General features: G+C 70.4%; 21 protein-coding genes. 6 read left to right on the top strand and 15 right to left on the bottom strand.

The features are described 5' to 3' along the window. The first annotated feature begins 18 nt into the window (after positions 1-18). Positions 19-1614 (top strand): DUF4384 domain-containing protein, encoded by a 1596-nt coding sequence (locus B9N97_RS03885; protein WP_085083575.1) that lies wholly within the window; start codon positions 19-21, stop codon positions 1612-1614. A gap of 9 nt (positions 1615-1623) precedes the next feature. On the opposite strand, the gene B9N97_RS03880 is transcribed toward B9N97_RS03885, so the two are convergent. Beyond that, positions 1624-2457 carry a PP2C family protein-serine/threonine phosphatase gene (locus tag B9N97_RS03880; RefSeq protein ID WP_085083573.1) on the bottom strand — a complete coding sequence of 278 codons (834 nt, stop codon included), beginning with the start codon at positions 2455-2457 and terminating at the stop codon, positions 1624-1626. Positions 2458-2756: 299 nt separating this feature from the next. Between B9N97_RS03880 and B9N97_RS03875 the strand changes: the two genes are divergently transcribed. Next, positions 2757-3161 carry a flagellar basal body rod protein FlgC gene (locus B9N97_RS03875; protein WP_085083571.1) on the top strand — a complete coding sequence of 135 codons (405 nt, stop codon included), beginning with the start codon at positions 2757-2759 and terminating at the stop codon, positions 3159-3161. A gap of 44 nt (positions 3162-3205) precedes the next feature. Here B9N97_RS03875 and B9N97_RS03870 read toward each other — a convergent pair whose 3' ends face one another. Both B9N97_RS03870 and B9N97_RS03865 read right to left on the bottom strand, forming a co-directional pair. Then, the gene (locus B9N97_RS03870; protein WP_085083569.1) at positions 3206-3406 is read right to left on the bottom strand and encodes a putative motility protein; all 201 of its coding nucleotides are present in this window, start codon (positions 3404-3406) and stop codon (positions 3206-3208) included. Positions 3407-3452: 46 nt separating this feature from the next. Then, the gene (locus tag B9N97_RS03865) at positions 3453-4064 is read right to left on the bottom strand and encodes a hypothetical protein (RefSeq protein WP_085083567.1); all 612 of its coding nucleotides are present in this window, start codon (positions 4062-4064) and stop codon (positions 3453-3455) included. A 210-nt stretch (positions 4065-4274) separates the two neighbouring features. Here B9N97_RS03865 and B9N97_RS03860 point away from each other — a divergent pair, with 210 nt between their 5' ends. Continuing rightward, positions 4275-5162, top strand: a complete 888-nt coding sequence (locus tag B9N97_RS03860; RefSeq protein WP_085083565.1) for a tetratricopeptide repeat protein — start codon at positions 4275-4277, stop codon at positions 5160-5162. 12 nt (positions 5163-5174) lie between these two features. Here the strand turns inward: B9N97_RS03860 and B9N97_RS03855 are convergent, their stop codons facing one another. Next, entirely contained in the window at positions 5175-6428 is a 1254-nt protein-coding gene (locus B9N97_RS03855; RefSeq protein ID WP_085083563.1) for a tetratricopeptide repeat protein, read from the bottom strand. A gap of 150 nt (positions 6429-6578) precedes the next feature. On the opposite strand from B9N97_RS03855, the gene B9N97_RS03850 reads away from it, so the two are divergent. From B9N97_RS03850 to B9N97_RS03840, 3 genes are all read left to right on the top strand, one after another. Next, on the top strand, positions 6579-10136 hold the full coding sequence (locus tag B9N97_RS03850) for a tetratricopeptide repeat protein (protein ID WP_085083561.1): 3558 nt from the start codon (positions 6579-6581) through the stop codon (positions 10134-10136). Next, a complete protein-coding gene (locus B9N97_RS03845; RefSeq protein ID WP_085083559.1) occupies positions 10133-10825 on the top strand; it encodes a tetratricopeptide repeat protein in 693 nt (230 codons plus the stop codon). The genes B9N97_RS03850 and B9N97_RS03845 overlap by 4 nt, the downstream gene beginning before the upstream one ends. 233 nt (positions 10826-11058) lie before the next feature. Beyond that, positions 11059-11238: a YdcH family protein gene (locus tag B9N97_RS03840; protein WP_042694032.1), complete on the top strand. Its 180-nt coding sequence runs from the start codon at positions 11059-11061 to the stop codon at positions 11236-11238. Between the two features lie 121 nt (positions 11239-11359). Here B9N97_RS03840 and B9N97_RS03835 read toward each other — a convergent pair whose 3' ends face one another. The 11 genes from B9N97_RS03835 to pseI form a co-directional block, all read right to left on the bottom strand. After that, positions 11360-17329: a tetratricopeptide repeat protein gene (locus B9N97_RS03835; protein WP_085083557.1), complete on the bottom strand. Its 5970-nt coding sequence runs from the start codon at positions 17327-17329 to the stop codon at positions 11360-11362. Further along, positions 17326-17769, bottom strand: a complete 444-nt coding sequence (locus tag B9N97_RS03830) for a flagellar biosynthesis repressor FlbT (RefSeq protein WP_085083555.1) — start codon at positions 17767-17769, stop codon at positions 17326-17328. The genes B9N97_RS03835 and B9N97_RS03830 overlap by 4 nt, the downstream gene beginning before the upstream one ends. Positions 17770-17911: 142 nt before the next feature. Continuing rightward, the gene (locus tag B9N97_RS03825; RefSeq protein ID WP_085083553.1) at positions 17912-19774 is read right to left on the bottom strand and encodes a flagellin N-terminal helical domain-containing protein; all 1863 of its coding nucleotides are present in this window, start codon (positions 19772-19774) and stop codon (positions 17912-17914) included. Positions 19775-19974: 200 nt separating this feature from the next. Then, on the bottom strand, positions 19975-21033 hold the full coding sequence (locus tag B9N97_RS03820; protein ID WP_085083551.1) for a 3-oxoacyl-ACP synthase III family protein: 1059 nt from the start codon (positions 21031-21033) through the stop codon (positions 19975-19977). Positions 21034-21072: 39 nt separating this feature from the next. Continuing rightward, positions 21073-21846: an SDR family NAD(P)-dependent oxidoreductase gene (locus tag B9N97_RS03815; protein ID WP_085083550.1), complete on the bottom strand. Its 774-nt coding sequence runs from the start codon at positions 21844-21846 to the stop codon at positions 21073-21075. Continuing rightward, positions 21843-23021, bottom strand: a complete 1179-nt coding sequence (locus B9N97_RS03810) for an AMP-binding protein (protein ID WP_085083547.1) — start codon at positions 23019-23021, stop codon at positions 21843-21845. Before B9N97_RS03810 ends, B9N97_RS03815 begins: the two co-directional genes overlap by 4 nt. Then, the gene (locus B9N97_RS03805) at positions 23018-23266 is read right to left on the bottom strand and encodes an acyl carrier protein (protein WP_085083545.1); all 249 of its coding nucleotides are present in this window, start codon (positions 23264-23266) and stop codon (positions 23018-23020) included. The genes B9N97_RS03810 and B9N97_RS03805 overlap by 4 nt, the downstream gene beginning before the upstream one ends. A gap of 7 nt (positions 23267-23273) precedes the next feature. Then, a complete protein-coding gene (locus B9N97_RS03800) occupies positions 23274-24125 on the bottom strand; it encodes an alpha/beta fold hydrolase (protein WP_085083543.1) in 852 nt (283 codons plus the stop codon). A 3-nt stretch (positions 24126-24128) separates the two neighbouring features. Further along, positions 24129-24362, bottom strand: a complete 234-nt coding sequence (locus tag B9N97_RS03795) for an acyl carrier protein (RefSeq protein ID WP_085083541.1) — start codon at positions 24360-24362, stop codon at positions 24129-24131. A gap of 32 nt (positions 24363-24394) precedes the next feature. Beyond that, positions 24395-25141: a cytidylyltransferase domain-containing protein gene (locus tag B9N97_RS03790; RefSeq protein WP_085083540.1), complete on the bottom strand. Its 747-nt coding sequence runs from the start codon at positions 25139-25141 to the stop codon at positions 24395-24397. Beyond that, on the bottom strand, positions 25134-26192 hold the full coding sequence (pseI, locus tag B9N97_RS03785; RefSeq protein WP_085083538.1) for a pseudaminic acid synthase: 1059 nt from the start codon (positions 26190-26192) through the stop codon (positions 25134-25136). Before pseI ends, B9N97_RS03790 begins: the two co-directional genes overlap by 8 nt. Between the last annotated feature and the right edge of the window lie 67 nt (positions 26193-26259).

The following is a 26259-nucleotide window of genomic DNA, read 5'->3' as shown; positions in this document are numbered from 1 at the left end:
TCAGTTCGAGGAGTGGGGATGCGACGCGGCGGGACGGCGACCGAATCGACGAAGGAGAAGGAACGGCGGCTTGGCCGTTACCGGCTGCTCGACGTGATCGGGCGGGACGGCGATGCCCGGCTGCACCGCGCGCTGGACGCCCATGGTCAGGCGGTGGAACTGTGGACGGTGCCGCTGGCCCGCCTGTGTGCCGATGCCGCCGGGCTGGAGCGGTTCCGGCAGATGGCGACAGCCGCGGCCCAGCTGTCCCACCCTGCGATCCCCGCCATCCTGGCGTCGGGCGAACATGCCGGTACAGCCTTCGTCGCCACCACCCCGGCTGAAGGCCCGACGCTTGCCGCGCGTCTGGACGGCGGTCCGTTGCCGTGGGACGAGGCGGTCGCGACGCTCGACCGCGTGCTGGACGCGCTGACCGCCGCCCACCGGGCCGGGGTCGCGCATGGCGCGCTGACCGCCGGGGTCATCCGCCACAGCGGCTCGGCGGCCGTGGTCGGCGGTTTTGGGCGGGCGGCGCTGACTGCGGCGAACGCGGACCGCAGGGGCGATCTGGAGGCTGCCGCCCGGCTGACGGAGCGGGTGCTGGCGGGGCATGAGGACCGGCCGGCAGTCGCGGCCATGCTGGCGGATCTGCGGGACGGCGGCACTTTCCCGGATGTTGCTTCGCTGCATCTTGCAGTGAGCGGTCTGACCGGAGCCTCCAACCTCCAGGCCGCCGCGCCTGTGCGCTCCACCCGCTGGACGTGGTGGGCCGGCGGAGTGGTTCTGGCGGGTGGCTTGGCTGCCGCTGCCATGATGTTCGTGAATCCTCCCTCCCCACCCCGCACCGTAACGGAGGGACCGACCGCAGAATCGGCGCCGATCGCCCCACCCGCGCCGCCCCCCGCTGTCACTCCCTCCGCGCCGCCCGCCCCGCCGGTGGCGAGCAGGCAGCCGCCGGTCGCGGCGATGGAAAAGGCGCTGCGCGCCGTCCCCTGTGCGCTGGTCACGGTGGAGAAGACCGGCGGCCGGCTGCTGGTCTCCGGGACGGTGGCGGGGGAGCGGGCGGAGACGGAGGTGCGCGAGACGGTCGAGGCGCTGGCCGCCGGCTGGGACCATGGCTTCGACCTCGCCGGCGCGGATGCGCAGTTCTGTGCGCCCCTGGGCAGCGTCGCCACGGCGCTGGACGCCAATCGCGGGCTGGCGGAACCGTTGGCGGCGAGCGTGCTGGACGGGCCGGATCTCAGTGCCGGCGACCCGCTGGTTCTGGAGATCCGGGCGCCCGCCCGGCCGGTGCAGTTGCAGGTCGATTACTTCACCATCGACGGCAGCGTCGTCCATCTGCTGCCCAACCCGTCGGACAGCGGATCGGCACTGGCGGCCGGTGCGTCGCGTCGGCTTGGGGAAAAGGCCGGGGACGGCAAGCCGCAGAGCGACCGGTACTGGACCATCGGCCCGCCCTTCGGCACCGAGATGCTGCTGACCATCGCCACGGCGGCGCCGCTGTTCCCGACCCCGCGGCCGGAGCAGGAGCCCGCGGCCGACTATCTGGCCGCCCTGACGGACGCGCTGGCGACCTTGCCGGACGACGCTCCGGCCCCGCTGGCGGATGCGCGATTCATCGCCACCGGCCCCTGACGAACGGCATCACGCCGTTGCGGCGAAGCGTCCGACCACAACGGTGACGTTGTCCTGACCGCCGGCGGCGTTGGCCGCCTCGACCAGGGTGGCGGCGGCGCGGGCCGGATCCGGCTCCTCCCGCAGGATGCGGGCGATCAGCCCGTCCGGCAGCATGCCGTTCAGCCCGTCGGAACAGAGCATGACGACATCCTCCGGCATCAGCGAATGCACGCCGACCTCCGGCTCCACGTCCTCCGCGGTGCCGAGCGCCCGGACGATGATGTTCCGCTGCGGCGCGGTCCCCCGCCCGCCGTTGTCGAGCCAGATCTGGTAGAGGCTGTGGTCGCGGGTCAGGGTGCGCAGTTCGCCGTCGCGCAGGCGGTAGACCCGGCTGTCGCCGGCGTGGAAGACGACCATCTGCGCCGTGCCGGGAACCCGCCAGACGCCGGCCACGGTGGTGCCCATGCCGCGGCCCTGCGCGAATCCACGCGACATGTTCAAGTCGAAGATCTCCCGGTTGGCCTGCTGCACCGCCGACCGTGCCAGCGACAGGGCCCGGCGCACCGCCGGTTCGCCCGCCGCCGGATCGGTCAGGGTGCGGTCGGCATCGTCGCGGTCCGCCGCGGAGATCCCACCCACCAGCGTGATCGGCTCGACATCCCCATGATCGCGCAGAAGGCCGCAGATCACCTCGACCGCCTTGCCGCTGGCGATGTCGCCGCCGGCATGGCCGCCCATTCCGTCGCAGACGACCGCGAATTCACCGTCGCTGCTGGCCTGGAAACTATCCTCGTTGCGGGAGCGGGTGCGCCCGACGTCGGTCAGGCCGGCGACGGTCAGGACATAGGGTGAGTTCGGCATTCAGGCGGCGGCTCCCGTCTCGCGACTGTCTGGTCCCATGGATGCTGGGACCGGAATTCCGGGCCGGCTCCATCGGGACCGGAAGCACCGGGAGACCCGGCAATACGGGAAGGGAGCGGCGGCCGTTTGTCCGATAATGGCGCAAGCACCCCAAAAGATACAGCGGTGATTGTGTCGGGCGATTGCACCGGGCGATTGTAAAGGCCGGACGATTGCCTCTGCCGATGATCGCCCGGCTGGCGTTGGAAAACCGATGTGGTAAAGTTTGCCCATTCGCAGCGGACGAAGGATGGACCGCCATGGCCGCCAGCATCGGAATCGCGCTCAGCGGCCTGACCGCCCAGACGCGGCGGCTCGACGCCTCTGCCTCCAATGTCGCCAATGTCCGCTCCACCGGGGCGGTTCCCACGACCGATGGGTCGGCGGAGAGCAAGCGCGCGCCCTACCAGCCGCTGGCGGTCGCACAGACCGATGCCAACCCCGGGACGCGCGCGACCTTCACGCCGATCACCCCGGCCTATCTCCAGGACTATGCGCCGGACGACAGCGCGGCCAACGGCGACGGCATGGTGGCGGCGCCAAACGTCGATCTGGCGACGGAGCGGGTCAACCAGATGGCCGCCAGCCGCGCCTATGGCGCCAACATCGCGGTCGTCCGCACACAGGATGAAATGCTGACGTCTCTGCTCGACTCGAAAGTCTGAGCGGCCGGCGGCGCTTGCGGCCGGGTCAGACGGTGATGTTCAGATCAGACCGTGATGTTCAGATTCTGGCCGCGTGTCGGCGTGACGTTGCCGCCGCCGGAGCCACCGGCCGGCTGGACCAGCGCCGCGACGGTCGCCTGCTGCTGATCGGCATTCTGGCTCAGCGCCTTCACACCGAAATTCACCTGGTTCTGCGCCTGCTTGAGAGCAATCGCCGCGCCGGCGGTCGATGAGGTGACGTCCATGGCGATCCTGGCCCCCGGAAAAAAGCGCCCCGCGAAGAGAGCGTCCTCAGATGACCACATTCACCCGCGCGGCGGAACTGCCGGCCGAAGCGATGCTGGTCGAGGGCGATTGTGCCACGGACGAGGACGTGGCGGAAGCCGCAAGCGCAACCGGGGCGGCAGTCGAGGGGGAAACAGCCGAGGTCGAAGTCCCCGTTCCGGTAGAGAGTCCGGTGCCGGCGACCGGGGAAACACCGGACCCGCCGCGACCATAGGCCGCAGACTGGCTGCCGGCCTGCCCGCTCGCCTGCCCATTCCCTTGCCCATTCCCGCCGACCGTCAGCCCCAGAAGCGACGCGCGTTCCGCGTTCTTTTCCTTCTGCTGGGCTTCCTTGTACTGCTTCAGCGCCGCTTCGGTCGGGATCTGCGACACGGTTTTCCCGTTGGCCGGGTCGCGGTACAGCATCACCAGCCGCGAAGCATCGGTGTCGTAGCTGAAGGCGATGGTCGGGAAGCGGTTGACCAGCGGATCGGTGCCGCCGGCTTCCGGCTGGGGATCGGCAGGTGCGGTGGAAGTCGGAGTCCGGGTGCCGGCCCCTGTTTCTACGGCATCGCTGCCGCGGGGCGTCATGAAGGCGAACGGCCGCGAGACCGTCGATGTGGCTGCCGCCACGTTCATGACCGGTTATCCGAATCGGTGAGAGTTGAACATTAAATTACCGTAACCCCGGCAACGCGTAAAGGCTTTCTTTACTCTTATTTGGGTTGGCGAATCTAACCCTTTTGGCGAAACGCGGTTTCGCGTTACGGGCGTATTCATGCCGAAAATCCGGGTTTCCGCGCGGGCGGGCTTGCGGCGACGGCACCGGCCGTCCTAAAGCGTTGAGCCATGGCCACGATCCTCGAAGCCTTGACGCTGGCGCTCGACCTTCATCTTGCCGGTCGCTTCGGCGAGGCGCAGGAACTGTACACCCGCATCCTCGATGCCGAACCGGAACAGCCGGACGCTCTGCATTACCTCGGCGTTTTGGCCGGCCAGATCGGCCGCGGCGAGTTCGGCCTGACGCTGATCGACAAAGCGTCGGCCCTGCGGCCGGAGGCGGCGGACATCCACGCCAACCGCGCCAACCTGCTGCGCGGCCTGGGTCGCCTGGACGAGGCGGAAATGGGCTATCGCCGCGCATTGGCCCTGCGCCCCGATTTCGCGGAGGCCTGGACCGACCGTGCCTTCGCCCGCCATGGCCGCGGCGATGCGGCGGCCGTCGATGCCGCCACCGAGCTGTTGGAACGCGCCTTGCGGATCGAACCGGCGCTGGATCCGGCCCGGGAAAAGCTGGTCGACCTGCTGCACGCGCGCGGGCGGCTGCGGCTGGAATCGGGGCAGGTGACGCCGGCCCTGGCCGACCTGATCCGGGCCGCCGCGCTGGATCCGCGGGATGCCGACATCGCCTTCCTGCTGGGCAACGCCCTGTTCGCCGCCGGGCTGCGCGCGGATTCGGTGATCGCCTTCCGCAACGCGCTGGCGCTGGTGCCGGATTTCCTGTCGGCCGCGCTCAACCTCGGCATCGCGCTTGCCGCGACGAACCGGGCAGAGGCGGCGCTGGTCCCGCTGCGCCACGCCCTGCGCATCGACCCGGCCCATCCCGCGCCGCGCGACACGCTGACCCTGGCCTTGCGGGCGCTGGGCCGTGGCGAAGAGGCCGAGGCGCTGGCCCCGCCGCAGCCGGCTCAGGCGCCGAAACAGCCGTCCGCCCGCCGCCCCCGCCGGCCCCGTTAATCGCCGTCGCCGTTAATCGACGGGCCGTTCCGCCAGCACCACCAGCCCCATCACCGGCTCGCCGCTTTCGTAGCGCAGCCGGTCACGATCGCACCGCCGCAGAGTGAGCCCCGCGTCCGCCACCGCCGTCCTGATGTAAGCCTCGGCATGGGCATAGCGGCCGTGGGTGGCGACGCGGTGGGGCCGTCCGTCGGCCGGGTCCAGCTCCTCCACCGTGAAGGCCAGCCGTCCGCCGGGGCGCAGCGCCGCGCGGGCGGCAGCGAACGCGTCGTCCAGGACGCCGAAATAGCAGAAGACATCGGCCGCAACGACGAGATCGAAGGCGCCCGGCCGCTCGGCGAGGAAACCGACCAGCTCCGCCGCCTGCAGCTCGTCATACAGGCCGCGGGCGCGGGCGCGATCCAGCATGCCATCCGACAGGTCGACGCCGACCAGCCGGCGGGCATAGGGCCGGAGCGAGGCGGCGCACAGCCCGGTGCCGCAGCCGGCGTCGAGCACGTCCAGGCCGCTGCGCCGCTCCTCTTCCGCCAGCAGGCCGGCGAGCAGCGACGGCGCGCGGTAATCAAGCTCCGCCAGCTTGCGGTCGAACTCCTCGGCGAACAGGTCGAAGGTCTGGCGCACATAGTCGTCGGGGGCGCGCGCATCGGCTTCCTCCCCGGCGATGGCGGCGCCGATGTGGCGGGCCAGCGGGTTGGCGGGGTGATCGCGCCGCCACAGCCGGGCCAGCACCGCCGCTTCCTCGACCCCGCCCTGCTCGTGCAGCAGGTAGAGCACGGCGCCGAGATTGTCGTGGGCGTCGGCCCAGTCCGGCCGCAGGGCCAACGCCCGCCGGTAACCCATCGCCGCCTCGCCGAAGCGGCCGAGGTCGCGCAGCAGGTTGCCGCGGTTGTTCCACGCCTCCGCATGGTCCGGCCGCAGCGCCAGGGACTGGCGGAACGCATCGTCGGCCTCGCCATGCCGTTCCGCCTGCCGCAGGACCGAGCCGAGGTTGTAGTGCGCCATCCCCTCATGCAGGCCATGGGCGACGGCGGCGCGATAGGCGGCGGCGGCCTCCTGCAGACGGCCGAGCGCGCGCAGGGCGTTGCCGTGGTTGTTGTGGGTCCCCGCCAGGGTCGGATCGGCCTCCAGCGCCCGCGCATAGAGCGGTTCCGCCCCCGCCGCGTCGCCGGCCGCCGCCAGCGCGTCCGCCTGCCGGCTGAGCCTGACCGCCGGCGGCAGGGCAGCTCCCCGCAGTCCACCGCGCAAGGACAAGCGTGACCCCGCCATCGCGTGCTCTCCTCTTTCCCGCCGCCGGCGCCTGCGCCGGCCGATCTGCCGCCGACATCAATGTCATCTTTATCAATGGCATCTTTACCGTGATCCACCGATGATGGCACTCCCTTTGAGGGTGCGGACAGTCGGGGACGGGGCCGGAACGTGGCGAAGCACACCAACATGCTGGCACAGGCCGTGGCACACCATCAGGCCGGGCGCATCGCCGAGGCGGAGCGCGGCTATCGCGCGGTGCTGGCGGCGGACCCGCGCAATGCCGACGCCCTGCATCTGCTGGGGGTGGCTGCCCTTCAATCCGGCCGCGCCGACGAGGCGGTGACCCTGATCGGCAAGGCGCTGGCGCAGGCGAAGGGCGTCGCCGACTATTGGGACAATCTGGGCAGCGCACTGTCCGCCGCCGGCCGGCCGGACGACGCGGTGCAGGCCCACCGCAACGCCGCGACCCTGGACCCGCAAGGGGCGCAGCGCCGGCACAATCTGGGCAACGCCCTGGCCGTTCTCGACCGCCATGACGAGGCGGAACGGGCCTTCGCCGCCGCCCTTGCGCTGAAGCCCGACTATGCCAAGGCCTGGTACAATCTCGGCAACGGCCACGCCGCGCGCCATCGCCATGGCGATGCAGTGACGGTGCTCGACCACGCCGTGCGGCTGGCGCCGGGCATGGTGGAGGCGCACAACAACCTGGGCGATGCGCTGGCGATGAGCGGACGGCTGGACGAGGCCATCGCCCAGCACCGGCTGGTGGCCCGACAGCGTCCGGACGACGCCACCGCCCATTACAATCTGGGCGCCGTCCTGCAGCAGAAGGGCGCACTGGAGAGCGCGGAGATCGCCTATCGTCAGGCGCTGAAGCGCAACCCGCGCCACAGCGCGGCGCTGAACAACCTCGGCAGCGTGCTGAAACGGCTAGGCCGTCCCGATCAGGCGGAAATCTGCCACCGGCAGGCGCTGGAGCTTCATCCGGAGTTCGTGGAGGCGCGGTACAACCTCGGCAACGCGCTGCAGGCACAGGGGCGGTATGACGAGGCGGCGGCCTGCTTCGAGGAGGCGCTGGCCCAGCAGCCCGACCTCGCCACTGCGACCTACAACCTGTCGCTTCTGGCGCTGCTTCACGGCGACCTGACGCGCGGCTGGGCGGGGTATGAGCGGCGCTTCGCCGCCGGAGAGGCGATGCCCGACCGGCGCTTCGGCATCGCGCGCTGGGGTGGGCAGCTGTTGCGCGGCAAGCGGTTGCTGGTTTGGCGCGAACAGGGGGTGGGCGACGAATTCCTGTTCGCCTCCTGCTATCCGGACGTGGTCGCTTGGGCGGGCGGGCCGGTCACCATCGAATGCGATCCGCGGCTGGTCCCGCTGTTCCGCCGCTCCTTCCCCAAGGCCACGGTGCGGGCCGAAAGCTGCACCGGTGACGCTTTCGGCGACTTCCCGCGCGAGACCATCGTGCCGCCGGACTTCGACCTGCAGATACCCGCGGGCGACCTGCCGGAGCTGCTGCGCGGCAGCCTGTCCGTCTTCGAGCCGCAGGGGCCCTGGCTGGTTCCGGACCCGGCGCTGGTGGAGCACTGGCGGGAGCGGCTGGCGGCCTTGGGGCAGGGCTTGCGGGTTGGCATCGGCTGGCGCAGCCAGCTGATGACGGCCGAGCGCAAGGACGCCTATGTGCTGCTGGAGCATTGGGGGCCGCTGTTCGCCATCCCCGGTCTGGTGTTCGTCAACCTGCAATATGGCGACTGCGAGGCCGAACTGCGGGCGGCCGAAGAGCGCTTCGGCGTGTCCATCCACCGCTGGGCCGATTTGGACCTGAAGGATGATTTCGACGGGGCGGCGGCGCTGACCGCCAACCTGGATCTGGTGATCTCGCCGGCGATGTCGGCGGGGGAGCTGGCCGGTGCGCTGGGCGTGCCGGTCTGGCGTTTCGGCAGCCGCGACTGGACGCAGTTGGGCACCGGCGTCCGGCCCTGGTTCCCCTTGATGCGCCTGTTCCAGCCCAATCCCGGCGAGGGGCTGGAAGCGACCATCCGGGCGATGGCCGGAGCCCTGCGGGCCATCTTGCCGGTGCCAGTGCCGAAGTCCGTACCGCTGGTTGCAACGTCGCCGGAGCGAGAGCCTCAGCCCGATTTCGACACCCTGCTGAACCGGGCCGCCGACCTTCACCGCACCGGCCGGCTGGCGGAGGCGGAGGCCGCCTATCGCGCCGCCATTGCGGCCGATCCCGGACGGGAGGCTCCCGGCCATGCCGACGCGCTGCATCTGCTGGGATTGCTGATGCACCAGATCGGGCGGAACGGCGAGGCGCTCGCCCTGATCGGCGGTGCGTTGCGGGCCGACCCGGCCTTCCCCCAGGCCTGGAACCATCTGGGACTGGTGCAGGAGGCGGACAAGCGCCATGCCGACTCCGCCCGCGCCTTCACCCGCGCGCTGGCCCTGCACCCCGCCTTTGCCGAGGCGCTGACCCATCTGGGGCTCGTTCACCAGACCTGCGGGAGGGTGGAGGAGGCCATGCGGCTGCATCGCCGCTGCATCGTCCTCCAGCCGGAGCATCTGCCGGCCCATGCCAATCTCGGCCATGCCTGCGAGTTGACGGGGCGCATGGCGGAGGCGAACGGCCATTACCGCCGGGCGCTGGCCCTGCAGCCGGAGTCCGCCGAAGCCGGCAACAACCTCGCCACCATGGCCATGCTGGCCGGCCGGCAGGAGGAGGCGAAGACCCATCTGCGCCGCGCGCTGCGGATCGACCCGGATTTTGCTTTGGCGGCCTGGAACCTCGGCCTGCTGGATCTTGCCGACGGGCGCATCGCAGAGGGTTGGGCCGGTTATGGCCGCCGCTTCTCCGCCCGTCAACTGCAGCGGGCCCGCCGCATCGACCGGCCGGTGTGGACGGGGGAACCGTTGCGGGGCCGGCGGCTGCTGGCCTGGTCGGAACAGGGGGTGGGTGACGAGATCCTGTTCGCCTCCTGCTTCGATGCCCTGCAGGGGCTGGACGGTCCGGTCACGGTCGAATGCGACCGGCGGTTGGTCAGCCTGTTCGCCCGCTCCTTCCCCTGGGTCGCGGTGCGGGCGGAAACGGCGGATGCCGCCGGGCGGGAGACGATCGACCCGCCGGATTGCGACCTGCAGATGCCGGCCGGCACCCTGCCCGCCCTGGTCCGCGACCGGGTGGAGCGCTTCCCCGGCCGTCCGGCCTATCTGCGCCCCGATCCCGGCCGTCTCGCCCTGTGGCGCGACCGCCTGGCCGCCCTGCCCGGCCTGAAAGTGGGACTGGCATGGCGCAGCCAGATCGTCACCGCCCAGCGCGCCGCCGCCTATACCGGTCTGGCCGATTGGACGGCCCTGCTCGATCTGGCCGGCGTCAGCGTGGTCATGCTGCAATATGGCGACTGCCGCGCCGAACTGGCACGGGTGGAAACGGCGACGCGCCGTCTGCACCGCTGGGACGATCTGGATCTGAAGGACGATTTCGAGGGGGTGGCGGCCCTGATCGCCAACCTGGATCTGGTGATCTCGCCGGCCACCGCGGTCGGCGAACTGGCCGGCGCCCTGGGCGTCCCGGTCTGGCGGCTCGGCACCCGCGACTGGACGCAGATGGGAACCGGCGTGCGGCCCTGGTTCCCGTCGATGCGGCTGATCCAGCCGCCGGACGGTGAAGGATTGGCCGCCGCCGCCCGGCAGGCGGTGCGCGCGCTGGCGGCATTGGCGCCGGCCGGATGACCGGCCTTTACACCCTGCTTGCCGAAGCGTTCGACCGTCACCAGACCGGCGGATTCGAAGAGGCGGAACGGCTGTACCGCCGCATCCTCGCCATTGAGCCGGCCGAGGCGGAGGCCCTGCACCGGGCCGGGTTGCTGGTCGCCCAACTCGGCCGGCTGGAGGAGGCCGACGGGCTGCTCCGCCGGGCGCTGGCACTGGACCCGGCGGAGACCGAGGCGGCGGTCAACCATGGCAAGATCCTGCGCGCACTGCGCCGTCCCGGGGCGGCAGCCCGCCGCTTTCGCCATGCCCTCGCCCTCGCCCCCGCCCTGCTGACGGCGCAGGAAGGGCTGGGCCATGCCGAGCGCGAAGGTGGACATGCCGCCGCGGCGGCCACCGCCTACGGCCGGGCGGCGCTGGCCGGCGCAGGGCCGGCGGTGCTTCACCAGTGGGGCGTCGCGCTGGACGGCATCGGCCTTGCGGAGGAGGCGGTTGAGGCCCTGCGCCGCTCCGCCCACCTCGACCCGACGGTTCCGTCGGTGGCCCTGCGGCTGGCCGGACTTCTCCAGCGGATGGGGCGAGGCGGCGAGGCGGCAGGCTGGTATCGCCATGCGCTGGTGCTTCAGCCCGGCCATGCCGAGGCGCGCCGGTCCCTCTCCGTCATCACTGGCGCCGGCACCTCGGCGGGGGAACCGCCATCGGCGGCATAACCCTTTGTTTCAAAGGGTCGGCCCACCTCCGGATGGTGTTGCGCGAAATGATTTCAAGATCCTACCCCTGCGACCCACTGTCATACGTCTGAACGGTTGAGGCATTTTTTCGCATGGTTTGACCGCATAAAACGCAAGATTAGGGTTGTTCGGCGCTTCGGATGGGTGAACACTGGTGTCACCGGCCCGTCACATTGAGGCGGGACACGGACTGATCCTATGGAGAGCGACTCATGCACACTGAAGCTCGCCTTTCGTCTCTGCAAGACAAGCACATGCGCCTGGACCGGGCGATCCTCGACGAGGAAAAGCGCTCCTGGCCGGATGAGAGCGCAGTGAAGCGCCTCAAGCTTGAAAAGCTGCACGTCAAGGAAGAGATCGACCGCCTGACGCGCACCGGACCGATGAATTAATCCCCCCAATCACAGCATCGACCTTCAGACATCACCCTTGAACAGGGTTTCAAAAGGCCGGGTTGAGGCGGATCGCCTCACCCGGCTTTTTTGATGCCCGCCTATCTGATTGCCGGCCTTTTCAGCCGATGGCCCGACCGAGGCGCGCAAGTTCCGCCGCCACCGCCGGCAGCAGATCGGCCACCCGCTGTCCGGGGCCGGCCCGGAACAGACGCATCGACGGGAACCAAGGCCGCACCGCGGTGCCGAGCGTCGTCCAATCACCCGTCCGTGCCAGCCGCCAGACCGGCACGCCCAGCGCCGCCGCCAATTCTCCGGTGGAGGTGGCGGGCGCGATCACCAGATCCAGGGCCGACATCAGCGCCGCCGTACCGTCGAGGTCGTCGCGCAGGTCGAGGTCGGGAAAGGCATGAGGGGCACGGCCGAACGCCTCCCGGGCCGCGGCCAGTTCGGCTTCGCAATCGCCATATTGCAAATTGATCGGGATCAGGCCCGGCAGGGTCAGCACCGGCCGCCAATCCTCGATCCGCGTATAATCGGGCATGCGGTCCGGATCGAGTTGACCGCTTCGCCAGGCGATGCCGACCCGCAAGCCCTGCCCCAATCCAGCCAGCCGCCGACGCCAATCTTCGACCGCCGCCGGATCGGCACGCAAGGCCGGCTCCAGCCCGGCGAAGCCTGTCAGGGATGCGACCAGATGGCGCGACAGCGATCCGATCGGGATGTGGCAGTCGACGTCGGGCGTCGGTTCAGCCGGATCGGCCGGCAGCGCCCGTACCGTCGCCTGCGGGAAGGAGCGGGTGAACAGCGGCACGAAGCGCGGGTCGCACTCCACCATGATGCGGCCCCCTTCCCGGCCGGCCCGCGCGATCAGTTCGGGCAGGCGCTGGGCGAACATCAACTCGTCGCCGATCCCCTGCTCGCGCCAGACCAGCAGGCGCTTGCCCGACAGGTTGCCGCCCGTCCAGAACGGGACGGCCGGACTGCGGGCGGCGGACATCAGGTCGCGCGTGTCGAACCGCCGGTCATAACCGTCCCATCCCTCCGCCAGCCGGCCGGCGGTAAGATCGAGAACTCCGGCGTTGAAGGCCGCCGCAGCGTGGCCGGGTTCAGCCGCCAGCGCACGGCCGCACCACAGGGCCGCCGCGTCGTCGTTTCCCATCTCGCGCAGCAGCCGGCCGCGGTTCGCCATTCCGTCGGCCAGGGCGGGGGAGAGCGCCAGGGCGCAGCGGCCCGCCCGCTCCGCGGCATCCAGCCGGCCAAGCCGCCGCAGGGCCACCGACAGGTTCACCCATCCCGCCTCCAGCGCCGGCGCCCGCCGGAGCGCCTGGGCATGCGCCCGCTCCGCCTCGCCCCAGCAGCCGAGACGCGCAAGAGACGCCCCCAGATTGTCATGGGCCTCCGCAAGGGCGGGGTCGGCGGCGATCGCCCGCCGGTGGAGCGGCACGGCCGCCCCGCTCCGCTCCAGCGCGTCGAGCGCATTGCCGAGGTTGGTCAGTGCCGCGGCATTGCCGGGCTGGAGCGCCAGGGCGGTCCGGAAACTGGCGACGGCCAAACCCGCCCGTCCGAGAGCCAAGCGGACATTCCCCAGGCTGATATGCGCCGTCGCATAATCCGGGGCGGCGGCGACCGCCGCTGCGATGCGCGCTTCACCGCGTTCCGGCGCGCCGGTCTGGTGGGCGAGCAGGCCAGACAAATGGAGCGCCACCGGATCCCGTGGGCGGTGGGCCAGAATCCGTTCGTAAAGCGGGGCTGCCGCAGCGAAGGAACCGGAACGATGGGCGGCGACCGCCTGTTCCAGAAGCTGGTCCGGGTCGGGGTCCGCGGCTTCGCCATCCCCTGCCCCGGCAGGTGCTTTCCCCTTCCCGCGCGGCGATGCGGTGGCCCGCAATGCCTTCGCAATCTGGATCAGCGCCGCCTCCAACCCCTCGCCGGGATTGGGCTGGAACAGGCGCATCGACGGGAACCAGGGCCGCACGCCCGTGCCCAACTGCGTCCAGTCGCGGGTGCCGAAACGCCAGACCGGCACACCCAGCGCCCCCGCCAGCTCCCCCGCCGACATCGCCGGCGAGATCACCAGATCCAGGTTGGCGGTCAGCGCCGCCGCCCCGTCGAAATCATCCTTCAGGTCCAAATCGGCCCAGCGGTGGATGGTCACGCCGAAGCGCTCCTCCGCCGCCCGCAGCTCCGCCTCGCAGTCGCCATATTGCAGGTTGACGAACACCAGACCGGGGATGGCGAACAGCGGACCCCAATGTTCCAGCAGCACGTAGGCGGCCTTGCGCTCGGCCGTCATCAGCTGGCTGCGCCAGCCGATGCCGACCCGCAAGCCCTGCCCCAAGGCCGCCAGCCGCTCCCGCCAGCGCTCCACCAGCGCCGGGTCCGGAACCAGCCAGGATGTCCGTTCGAGGAAGCGCTTCAGCTCGGTGCGCAGCAGGCGCGGCAGGCTGCCGGCGGCGATCTGGACGTCGGCGTCGCGCGGGTCGGTGCTTTCCGGCCGGACATCGGCGTCGGGGAAGGAGCGTGCGAACAGCCGCACCAGCCGGCGGTCGCATTCGATCACCAGCCGGCCAGCGCGCCGCATCGCCTCGTGATAGCAGGAGGTGAAGAGGAATTCGTCGCCAACGCCCTGCTCCCGCCACACCAGCAGGCGCCGCCCTGCGATGTTCTCGCCGCGCCAGGCCCGTATGGACAGCCGGCGCCGCTGGTTCCGGAACGACGGCGTGCCGAAGCGCCAGTCATAGCCGGTCCAGCCCGACCGGAGGGCGCCGGTCTCCAGAAGCACGAGCGCGCGGTTGAAATGGGACTGTGCATGCCGGGGATCGGCCTGCAGGGCCGCATCGAAGGCGGCCAGCGCCTCCTCATGCCGGCCTTGCCGCTTCAGCAGATAGGCCAGATTGCCCTGGGCCTCGGCAAAGGACGGGTCGAGGCCAACCGCTGTGCGGTGGCAGGTTTCCGCTTCCGCGACCCTGCCGAGCGCTTCCAGGCTGTTGCCCAGGTTGGTCCAGGCGACGGCGAGGCGGGGGTCGCTGCGGGTCGCACGGTCCGCCGCGCGCACGGCCTCAGCGAAACGGTCAAGCTTGTGGAGAGCGGTGCCGAGGTTGCTGAGCATATCGGCGGACCCCGGCATCAGGGCGACCGCGACGCGATGGGCCGCCACCGCATCCTCGGGACGCAGCGCCAGTTCGCCACGATGGCCGTGGGCGGGCGCCAGATCGGGGCGCAGGCGCAGCGCATGGACAACGGAGGTCCGCGCATCGCCATCCCGCCCCATGCGGCGCAGCAGCGCAGTCCGGTTGACCCAGTGCCCGGCGCCCTCGGGCTGCACGGCGACACAGGCGCGCGAGGCCCGCTCGGCCGCGTCGAAGCGGGCCAACTCCTGGTAAACCTCGCTCAAGGCCGCATGGGCGGAGGCATTGACCGGGTCGGCGGCGACGGCGCGGACCAGCAGGGCCTGCGCCTCCTCCAACGCTCCGCGTCGCTTCGCCAGCACACCGGCCAGATGCAGGGCGACCGGATGACCGGGTGTCGTGTCGAGCACCTGCCGCACCAGGGCGTCCGCCGCCGCCGCGTCGCCGGCGCGGTAATGGGCGACGGCATCCGCCGTCAGTCTGTCAGCCTCGCTTCCCGGCTTTCCGTCAGCATCGGGGATCGGGCGCGGCGCCGCAGGCTTGCAGGATGCCGCGTGCGCCAACTCCTGCGCCATTCGGGCGATCATGGTCTCCAGACCCTCACCGGGGCCGGGCTGGAACAGGCGCATGGACGGGAACCAGGGACGCACGCTCGTGCCCAGCTGCGTCCAGTCGCGGCTGCCGAAACGCCAGACCGGCACGCCCAGCGCCCCCGCCAGTTCCCCCGCCGACATCGCCGGCGAGATCACCAGATCCAGGTTGGCGGTCAGCGCCGCCGCCCCGTCGAAATCGTCCTTCAGATCCAAATCGGCCCAGCGGTGGATGGTCACGCCGAAGCGCTCTTCCGCCGCCCGTAGCTCCGCTTCGCAGTCGCCATACTGAAGGTTGACGAACACCAGTCCGGGGATGGCGAACAGCGGCCCCCAATGTTCCAGCAGCACGTAGGCGGCCTTGCGCTCGGCCGTCATCAGCTGGCTGCGCCAACCGATGCCGACCCGCAAGCCGGGACCAAGCGCCGCCAGTCGCTCCCGCCAGCGCTCCACCAGCGTCGGGTCCGGCACCAGCCAGGATCCCTGCGGCTCGAAGGCGGACAGGCTGCCACGCAGCAGTTCCGGCAGGTCGCCGGCCGGCACATGAAAATCCACCGCCGGCGGCCGGTCAGGCGAAAAAATCGTCTCGCGGCCGCCGGAATCGACCGATTCCGCCCGGACGGTCGCCCGCGGAAAGGACCGTGCGAACAACGGCACCAGCCGGCGGTCGCATTCGATCGCCACATGGCCGGCGCGCGCGATCAATGCCGGATAGCAGGAGGCGAACAGGATCTCGTCACCGACCCCCTGCTCGCGCCACACCAGCAGACGGCTGCCGCCGGGTTCCTCGCCGCGCCACAGCGGGGCGGCGATCCGGCGGTTCACATAGCCTTTGGCCCGGAAGCGCCAGCGGTATCCCTCCCACCCGCCGGCGAGATCGCCGCGGGCGAGGCGCATCATACCGCGGTTGAGGTGCGCCGTGCCGAGCGACGGATTGACCGACAGGGCGAGATCCATGAATGGCTCGGCCGCCGCGTGATCCTGGCGGTATTGCCAGATCATCATGCCGAGATTGCCCGCAGCCTCCGCATGGTTGCCGTCGATCTCCAGCGCGCGCCGATGGGCCGCCTCCGCCTCCCCGATGCGGCCGAGAATCTGCAGAGCCAGGCCGTAGCCGGTCAATGCGGTCGGGTTCGCAGCGTCGACCGCCAGAGCGCGCCGGTATATGCGCATCGCGCCGGCGGTATCGTCGCGCTCGAGCAGCAGGCCGGCGAGGTTGGAATAGGCCTCCACGCTTCGGGGGTCGGCCGCCGCGGCGCGGCGACAGAGATGCTCGGCGCGGCCGGTCTCCCGCTTGCCGATGTGGATGCCGGCGAGATTGACCAGCGCCTTCCCGTAATCCGGACGCAGGCGCAGGGCACGCCGGTACCACCGCGCCGGCCGTTCGAAATCGCACGCGGGGTCGTATCGATCCTCCAGCGAGGTTCCGTGGTTGTTGACCGCCACGAGGTCGTCGGGGCTGAGGACCAGCGCCCGGCGCAGCACCGGGATGGCCTCGCCGGTCAATCCGAGTTCGAGCAGGGCAACGCCCAGATTGTTGCAGGCGCCCTGCATCGTCGGTTCGCGGTCGAGCGCAAGGCGGAACTGCGCGACCGCCTCCCGCAGCCGCCCCATGCCCTGCAGGGCGGTGCCGAAGGTGAAGTGCAACTGCGCATTGCCGGGATGCGCCGCGACCGCCGGTGCGAGAACGTCGCAGGCTCCCCCATGGTCGCCCCGGCCGTTCAGCAGCACGCCCAGTTCCAGCGACAGTTCCTCGTCCGCCGGTGCAGCCTCCAGCGCACGGCGCAGGCAGGCCTCCGCATCCGGGTGGCCCAGGCCGCGCAGGCAGATCGCCAGATGGCGCCAGGCGACGGACCGCGACGGATCGGCCTGGACCACCGCGTAGAAGGCGTTGGCCGCCGGCGCGATCCGGCCCATTTCCCGCTGGAGGACGCCGTAGTTGAAACGGGCGGTCAGATTGTCGGGGTCGAAGGTCAGCGCGCGGGCATAGGAGTCCGCCGCCTCCTCCCGCCGGCCGAGCTGCTGAAGCACGGTGGCACGGTTGCCATAGGCCTCGACATAGCGGTCGTTCTGCCTGATCGCGACCGCATAGGCGGCAAGCGCCTCCTCCGGCATGTTCAGATCGGCCAGGACATTGCCGAGGCTGTTGTAGGCGGCGGGAAAGCGCGGCTGCAGCGCCAGGGCCGCGCCCAGGCCGGAAAGAGCTTCGGCGGTCCGGCCGGTCTGGTAGGCGATCATCGCCGACAGGTGCAGCGAGTCGGCATGCGCCGGATCGTCGACCAGGATCCGGCGATACAGCGCCAGCGCCTCGGCGAAGCGGCCGGCGCGGTGAAGCGGCAATGCGGCGTCGAGCAGCTCGGCGGCGGTCACGGCATCCGGTCGGTCGTCGGGGTGTCGTCATCGTCGCCGCCAATCTGGTCGGCGCCGCCATCGGCCGTCCTGCCGTCCGCCGCCCTGAAAAGTTTGCGGCAGAGCTTGAGCGCCCGGTAATAGTTGCGACCTTCGACCAGCCGCGCGATCTCGTCCAGCGTCTTGGCGGCGTCGGGCCGCGCCTCGCGCGTTTCGTCGAGAATCGAGGCGAAGCGCTGAAGGTTCAGCGTCGAGTCTTCCGGAAAGATGTAGACGAGCTGAATGACGAAATAGAGCTTCTTCTCGATGCAATCGATCTGCTCTTCCTTCAGCACCTCGCGTCCACGCAGGAAATTGGCGGTGTTGTAGAGGAAGAACGAGCCCGGACGGTCGCCGGCACCGATGACGGCACCGTTGATGATGACCTTCTCGTTGGGACGAAGCACGAACTTGAGTGGCATGAGTGAGGAACCCGGGGCTTGCGGGCCGTCGCCGTCCGGCCTTTGCCGGCCCGGTCCGGCCCAAAAAAGAAACGGGCGGCGGCCTGATGCCGCCGCCCGCCGGGCGTGATCCTACCCGAACTTGCCGTCCGAACTCTACGCTTTAGAACAGGCGCAGGATCGACTGCTGCGACTGGTTGGCGAGCGAGAGGGCGATGGTGCCCAGCTGCTGCCGGGTCTGCAGCATCAGCAGGCTGGCGCCTTCCTCGTTCTGGTCGGCCAGCGTCAGCTTGCTGGCGCCTTCCGTCAGCACGTCGCTGAACTCCTTGGTGAAGTTCTCGCGGGTCGTGATGATGTTCAGGTTGGTCGACAGCGACTGGGAGGCCGAACGGATCGTCGCCTTGGCGTTGTCGAGACCGGCGACGGCCTTGTCGATGTCGGCGCGGTCCGTCCAGTCGTTCTGCGCTTCGTCGAGCTTCAGGCCCTGACCGCTGGTGGTCAGGTTCACCGCGCCCACCGTGATCGAATTGGTATTCGTCTCGTTGAGCTGGACGGTGATGTCGTTCTTGGAGTTGGCGTCGGAGATCTGCTTGGTGACGATGTTGGCCGAGCAGTTCGCCGAAGCGGCCTGCTTGATGGTCTTGGCGTCGACGTTCAGATGGACCGTGCCGCTGTCGAAGGCGAAAGCCTGATCGCCGGAAGCCAGCTTGCCGTCGCCCTGATCGCTCGTGCCGTCGCGGGTGACCTGGGCGCCGTTGGAGTTGGTGACCTGGATTTGCAGGTCGACCTTCTTCTCGATGGTCGAGATGCCGTTGCCCTGGTTGTTCGCCGCTTCCAGCAGGCGGCGGTCGACCGTGAAGGACACGATCGTGCCCGACGCGAAGCTCTCCGAGATCTTCTTGGTCAGCGCGTTGGTCGTGCTGGAGGTCAGGGAGAAGTCGCGCACCACGCCACTCGTGGTGTTGCCGGTCAGGGTGATGGTGCCGCTGGTGCCGATGGACGCAGTGGCGACATCCTTGCCGGCCAGACGGCCGCCGCTGGCGATCGCGCCGCTGATCGAGGCCTGCAGCTTGGTCGCCACGTTCACGGCGGCGTTCTGGCCGACGGCGACGTCGCCGCTGGTGGCGGTGTAGCTGAAGGTCTGGCCTTCAACCGTGATCGAGAAGATGTCGCCTTCTTCGATGGTGCCGCTGACGTTAACCGTGGAGACCTGAGCCTGGCTCGAGGTCGCCGCCGTCTGCAGGTTGGTCGAAGTCGTCTGCGTGTTATCGAAGTAGGAGATCGTGCGGCTTTCGTTGCCGTCCGAGACGATGAAGTCGCGGGTGCGGCCGTTGGCGCCGCGCACCTCGATCTGGACGTTGGAGAAGCTGCCAGACGTGCTGGAGATGGTGCCCGACAGCTTCAGGCCGGTCAGGCCGTGCGCATTCTCGGCCGAATTGATGTCGGAGGTCTTGCCTTCGATCGAGCCGTCGCCCTTGATGCGGATCGAATAGGTGTCCGGCGCCTGCACGTTGGTGACGCGGGCATTGTCGACGCCGACGATGGTGTTGACGGCCGCACGGGACGAGCTGGTGCTGTCCATGCTGAGGCCGTTGCCGGCGATCAGGTTCTTACCGCCGTAACCGCTGTCGGCGGCCAGCTTGTCGATCTGTCCGCGCAGCGTGTTGAACTGGGCGGCCAGCGACTTGCGAGTGGCGATGGAGGCGGCATCGTTGCCGAGCGCCGCATAGGCGGCGGTGGTCAGGCCCTTGGCCTGGTCGACCATGGAGTCGATGGCGGTCAGGCCCTTGTCGGCGGCCTGGATGGTGCTGATCGACTGACCCATCGCGTCCTTCAGCGACGTCAGGTCGCCGGCGCGCTGGTTCAGACCCTTGGCCGAGAAGAAGGCGGTCGGGCCGTCGAGGGCGGTGTTGACCTTGTTGCCCGTCGACAGGATGTTCTGCTTCTTGTTGATCTGTTCCTGCGTGCTTTGCAGCTGCAGCAGGTTCGTCCGCATGGAGGACGAGAGGGTAACGTTGCCAGCCATGACAGCCACTCCTTTGGAGGATCAATGTCCGGATGCGCACCGCTTTCGGAACGCTTGGCCCGGAAGGGGACTAATTCCCCCGCCAAAGGGGTAGGCAAGAAGCGGGCCAGTTCAAATTTGCCGGGTTTCCTTGGTAATCCGTGCCTATGGGCAGGACTAACCCCGGCAAATTTTGCCTATCCATCGGCAAATTCTGCCGGTCAGGGGGCAGGGGTTGCCGAGGCGGCAGATTCTGCCGGGTATTTCCTGCCGGGCAGGACAACCGTTTCGCACACCGCCAGGGGTCCGACGGCGAGCGCCACGCTGCCCCAGGACCAGCCGACGCCGAAGCCCGACAGCAGCAGCCGACGGCAGCCTGTGGTCAGCTGTTCAGCCAGCGAACCGGCCAATGCCAGCGGGATGGAGGCGGAGCTGGTGTTGCCGACCTCCCGCAGGGCGACGACGGTTCGATCGGCGGACACCCCCAGTTTCTGGCCGAGATGGCGGATCATCTGGGCGTTGGCCTGATGCAGGACGAGGTGGTCGACCATGTCCGTGCTCCAGCCGGCGCCTTCCAGCACGGCGCGGATGCTGCCCGGCACCTCGCGCAGGGTGAAGGCGAAGACCTGGGTTCCGTCCATGAACAGCCGCGGCGGCCGGTCGGGATGGCGCATCGCGCCGCCCTCCGCCGCCAGATAGGGCGCACCGGCGCCGTCACTGCCCAGGTCGAAGGCTATCGGATCAACGGTTTCGTCCAGTTCCAGGGCGACTGCGGCGGCGCCGTCGCCGAACAGCGGCGCCACGGCGCGATCCTCCGCATCGACCAGCCGCGAAGTGGTGTCGCCGACCAGCAGCAGCGCCCGCCGCCCGGCCGCCTTCAGCAGCCCCGCCGCCGTCCACAGCCCATAGACGAAGCCGGAGCAGCCGTGGGTGACGTCGAGCACCGCCGCCCCTTTGCGCAGTCCGAGCCGCCGGTGCAGGAGCGAAGCGGTGCCCGGCAGCGTCTGGTCGTGGGTCTGGGTCACCAGGACCAGCAGGTCGATGCTGCCCGGTTCCCAGCCCAGCCCGTCGAGCAGGCGGCGGGCGGCGGCTTCCGCAAGGTCGCTGGTGCATTGGCCTGGGGCGACGATCCGCCGCTCCTCGATCCCGGTGGCGGTAGCGATCTTGCGGGCCGCGTCCTCGCCGAAGCGGCGGGCGAGATCCCCGACCGTCTCGCGTCCTTCCGGCACACAGCCGACGACGCCGCGCATGCCCACCCCGTCGATCCGGCTGGCGACCATCTCCGCCTCCCCCGATTGCCTTCAGCGTCTCTTGCGGCTTCAGCAGGTGATGCCGCCGTCCACCGTAAGGGTCTGCCCCGTGATGAAGCCACCGCCGTCGCCGAGCAGGAAACGGACCAGCGGAACCACGTCCGCCGCGGTGCCGAGCCGCCCCAGCGGCGTGCGGCGGACGATCTGGTCGCGCTGCCCGTCTGACAGGGTGCCCGACATTTCGGTGTCGAGATAGCCCGGCGCCACCGAGTTGACGGTGATCGCCCGCCGCCCGACCTCGCGCGCCAGTGCCCGCGTCAGCCCGTCCAGCCCGGCCTTCGACGCCGAATAGGCGGCGAGCCCGACATAGCCGCGCTGGCCGATGATGGAGGAAATGTTGACGATCCGCCCACCGTGGGCGCCTGCCCCCCGCGCCACCAGCTTGGCCCGCAGGAAGGCGCGGGCGGCCTGGAGCGCGCCGGTCAGGTTGGTCTGGATCACCGCTTCGGCATCCACCTCCGGGAAGGTCGCCAGCACGCCCTCGCGGGCGATGCCCGCATTGTTGACCAGCCCCCACAGCGGCGCCTCGCCGCCCCAGGCGACCGCGGCATCGAAGAAGGCGCGCACCTCGCCGCCATCGCCGATGCGGCAGGGGTGCCAGAACAGGTCGGGGCCGGCCAACCGCTCCAGCGCTTCGGAGGAGGAGCGGCTGCAGGTGGAAACCCGATAGCCGTCGGCCAGCAGTGCCTCCACCAGCGCAAGGCCAAGGCCGCGGCTGCCGCCGGTGACGATGACGTGGCGCTTTGGCCCGATGGCGACTGACGCGGCGACTGACGCGGTCATTGGGATCCCTTTCGGCTTTTCTTGCCCGCGGCGCTCAGCGGGATGTGATCGGCGAAGGTCAGGGCGCGCGGCCGGGCGGCGGGCGGCAGGTCGGCCGTGGCGGCGCGCAGGGCCGCACGCAGGGCGGCTTCCCCGGCGCCCGGGACCGGAACGATGGTGGCGGTCAGGAGATGGCCGGTGATCGGGCTCGGCACCGCGAGAACCGCGGCGTCCGCCACCCCATCCACCGCCAGCAGGCGCTGCTCCACCGCCTCCGGCGAGACCTTCACCCCGCCGACATTGACCAGCCCGTCGAGCCGGCCGGCGAACAGCACCCGGTCGCCGCGGCGTTCGACGAGATCGCCGGTGGACAGCCAGCCGTCGGCATCGACCGCCCCCGGTGCCGCGCGCGGGCTGCGCACCTCCAGCACGCCGTCGGCGATGCGAAGATCCAGCCCGTCGGGGGCCTGGTCCAGCCAGGCCGACGGAAAACCGGCCCGGCCATCGGCGACGGCGAACAGCGCTCCCGCCTCGGTCGAGGCGTAGATGTGGCGAAGCCGGGCATGGGGAAACCGCTCCGCCAGCCGGTCGAGGAGCGGCTGGTCGGCGGCCTCGCCCCCCAGCGTCACCGCGGCCAGCGGCAAATCCGCCCCGCCCAGCGCCATCAGGAAGGCTCGCCAGAAGCTGGGCGTGCCGCTGACATGCGTCACGGCATGGCGCCGCGCCGCCTCTGCCAGTGCGGCGATGGTCCCGGCGCCGCTGTTGGGCACGGCGACCAGCAGCGCTCCGGCGGCGGCGGCGGTCAGCATCACCTGAAGGCCGGCGAAAGCCCCCGGATCATAGGTCAGCAGCCAGCGCGCCCCCTCCTCAGCCACGCCGCGCAGTCGGCCGCGCACCCGGTCGAAATCATGGCGCAGGCGCTTGGGCGTGCCGGTGGTGCCGGAGCTTTCCAGCGTGACGGAGAAACCCTGCCCCGGCTGCCAGCCATTCGGCGCCACGGCGCCACGGGCCAGCAGAAGCCCCTGCCCCGCCGCCTCCGCGGCGGCGAGCGCCGCCAGCACGCGCGACGGCCGGTCGGCCTGCACGACACCCCCGGCCGGCACCGGAAGCGCGGCGATTTCCGCCCAGCCGAAGGCCTCCTCCCCTTCGATCAGGCGGAAGGCGGGATGGATCCAGTCGGGGCGGCGGCCCGTCATGCAGGAACGGTGTAGAGCGCCGCCAGTTCGCCGACGGTGGTGAACTGACGGAAGCCCTCGCGGAAGGGATCCTGGCCGGTGCGCTGTTCCAGAACCACCAGAAGCGTGGCGAGGTCGAGGGAGTCGATCGGCAGATCGCCGTCGAGGAACCGGCTGTCCGCCGTCAGGGGCGGCAGCACCTCCCCCTTGTCGGCGGCGATGCGGCCGAGTTCCTCGGCGATCAGGGCGAAGATGCTGTCGGTCATGGTCTGGTCAGCTCAAGGAAAGGGACTCATCGCAGCCGTCCAGGAAGGTCCGGATGGCGGCGGTCACCGGGCTGGCGGTCTCGATGTGCGGCAGATGGCCGGCATTGTCGAAGACCCGGAACGGAGCGTCCGGCGGCAGCCGGTCGGCGGGCGGCAGCGGAATGATGCGATCCTCGCGGCCCCACAACACTTGGACCGGCATCGGATAGGCGCTCCAGTCCACCGGCGGCCCGCCGCCGTCGGCATGGGCGGCGAAGGACACCTCGATGATGCGCTCCAGCCCGGCCCGGCGAACCGGGTCGGCGCCCTGGGCGTGCAGCACCTCGCCGAAGCGGGGGATCAGCGGCGACGGACCGGCGAACAGCCGTTCGGCGCAGGCGCGCCCCTCCGCCACGTCGGCGGGCGCGATGGCCCGGCGCAGGAAGTCGAGGTCGAAGGGAGTGCCGAGCCCGGCGCTCGACAGCAGGGTCAGGCTCGCCACCCGGTCGGGCGCCAGCCCGGCCAGTTCGCGCGCGACATAGCCGCCCATCGAATGGCCGACCAGATGCACCCGCGGCAGTTCCAGCCCGTCGAGGAATTCGACCAGCCAGGGGGCGAAGTCGGCGACCCGGCCGCTGCCGACATCCGGCGTCGATCCGCCATGGCCCGGCAGATCGACGGCGATGGCGCGCCGCCGGGCCGACAGGGCCGACAAGTTGAACTGCCAGGTCAGGCGGTCGCCGGCAAAGCCATGCAGAAGCAGAACGGGCACGCCGCCGCTGCCGACCGACAGGTAGGCGGCAGGGCCGCCGGCGACGGTGGCGACACCGGCGCGCAGGCGGCTACCTTCGGAGACAGGTCGGGAAACGGGAACCGGCACCGCTCAGGCCGCGACCGGCGCACCCGCCAGGGCCAGCAGGTCGGCGACCGTCTTCGCCTTGGCCAGCTTCTCGCCTTCGACGACCACGCCGGTCTTCTCGTCCACCAGCGCGATGAAGCTGATGACCGCCAGAGAGTCCCAGGCCTCCAGCGATTCCAGGGTCTCGTCGCCGGTCAGCGTGCCGGGATCCAGTTCGAGCATCTCGTCAAGAGCGAGAAGGAATTCCTTGCGATCCATAAGCTTTTCTCCTTGGTCGAACCGGGACCGGATCAGTGCAGCGTCTTTTGCCGGACCGAACGGTTGATGTCCACCCAATCGGGGTGGTCTCGAAGAGTTTTGCAACAATCCTGCCAGCCGAAACCGGGGTTGGACGGGACCAACGCCTCCAGCAGGCGGCGCACCAGCTCGTAATCGGCGGGTTCGTCCACGCACCAGCGCTGATCGGCAGGCTCCACCGGCACGTCGGGCACCAGCGCGGTCCCCAGCCGGAAGCGGTCGGGGCGGCGGTAGAGGTAGGGGGTGACATGCTCCCGCTCCGCCGGGTCGGTGGCATTGGCCGCCGCCTCGTCCAGCAGGTGGCGCGGGAAGATCTCGGCATCCAGGCCGCGCGGGTAGCGGGTGCTGTCGATCGACAGGTAATCCAGCGGCTGGCCGTCCCGGAAGGCGGCGATCAGGCGGCCGACCAGCGCCGGGTCGATCAGCGGACAGTCGGCGGTGACCCGCACCACCAGATCGGCCCGGGCCAGCGCCGCCGCACCGGCGAAGCGGCCCAGAACGTCCTGCTCGTCCCCCCGGAAGACGGTGACGCCAAGACCCTGAGCGCAATCGGCAACCGGATCGTCGGTGGCGTTCACCGTCGTCGCCAGCACCACCGCATCCAGGCCGGGCGTGCGGGACAGCCGCTCCAGATGGTGGGCCAGCAGCGGCCGGCCGGCGGCCGGCATCAGCACCTTGCCCGGCAGCCGGGTGGAGGTCATCCGGGCCTGCGAGATGGCGACGACGCGCGGCTTATCCATGCGGCCCCTCCTGCGTCGGTGGCGCCAGCATGTCCCAGGACAGCGGCTCCCCCCGGCTCAGGCGGCGGACGGCGCGGCGGCCGAGCACGTCCGGCAGATGCTTTGGCGCCATGCCGAAGCCGGGACGGATGGAGCGGACGTTGGCGGCGGTCAGCGGCTCCCCCGCCGCCACGTCGGCGACGATATAGAGGGAGCGGCGGTAGTCGCGCCCGCCGGCCTCGCTGGGCTTCACCGTATAGTCGACCCGGCCCATGGCGGCGGTCGCCGTGCGCACGGCCTCGGCCATCGCCTTGAACTCCGCCGGCTCCAGGGAAAAGGCGCTGTCGACCCCGCCGTCGGCACGCGACAGGGTGAAGTGCTTCTCGATGATGGTGGCGCCCATCGCCGCGGCGGCGACCGGCACGGCAATGCCCTGGCTGTGGTCGGACAGGCCGGCGGTGACGCCGGCGAAGGTCTCCGCCAGATGGGGGATGGTGCGGAGGTTGCAGTCCTCCGGCGGTGTCGGATAGCCGCTGACACAGTGCAGCAGGCCCAGCGGCACGTCGCCGGCCGCCGCCACCGCCTCCTCGATCTCGCCCAGCGTGGCGAGGCCGGTGGAGATGATGAGCGGCTTGCCGGAGCGGGCGGCACGGCGGATCAGCGGCAGGTCGATCAGTTCGAAGGACGCGATCTTGAAGGCAGGGGCGTCGAGTTCCTCCAGCATCTCGATGGCGGTCTCGTCGAAGGGGGAGCTGAAGATGGTCAGCCCCAGCGCGCGCGCCCGCTCGAACAGCGGGACATGCCACTCCCATGGGGTGTGCGCCTCGCGATAGAGGTCGTGCAGGGTGCGTCCGCCCCACAGCCCGCCCTCCAGCCGGAAGCCGGGACCGTCATGGGCGATGGTGATGGTGTCGGCGGTGTAGGTCTGCAGCTTGACCGCGTCGGCCCCCGCCTCCTTCGCCGCATCCACCAGCGCCAGGGCGCGGCCCAGGTCGCCATTGTGGTTCCCCGACATCTCCGCGATCAGGTAGGGCGGATGGCCCGGCCCGATCGCACGTCCGGCGATGGACATGGGGGGACGGCCGGGGGAAGGATGGCTGGGGGCGACGTTCGGCAAGGGGCGGGTTTCCAACGGGATG

Origin of the sequence: Azospirillum oryzae, from assembly GCF_900177515.1 — a bacterium.
GTDB lineage: Bacteria > Pseudomonadota > Alphaproteobacteria > Azospirillales > Azospirillaceae > Azospirillum > Azospirillum oryzae_A.
Note: the sequence above shows the minus strand (reverse complement) of the source record. Positions and strands in the feature narration are given on the sequence as shown.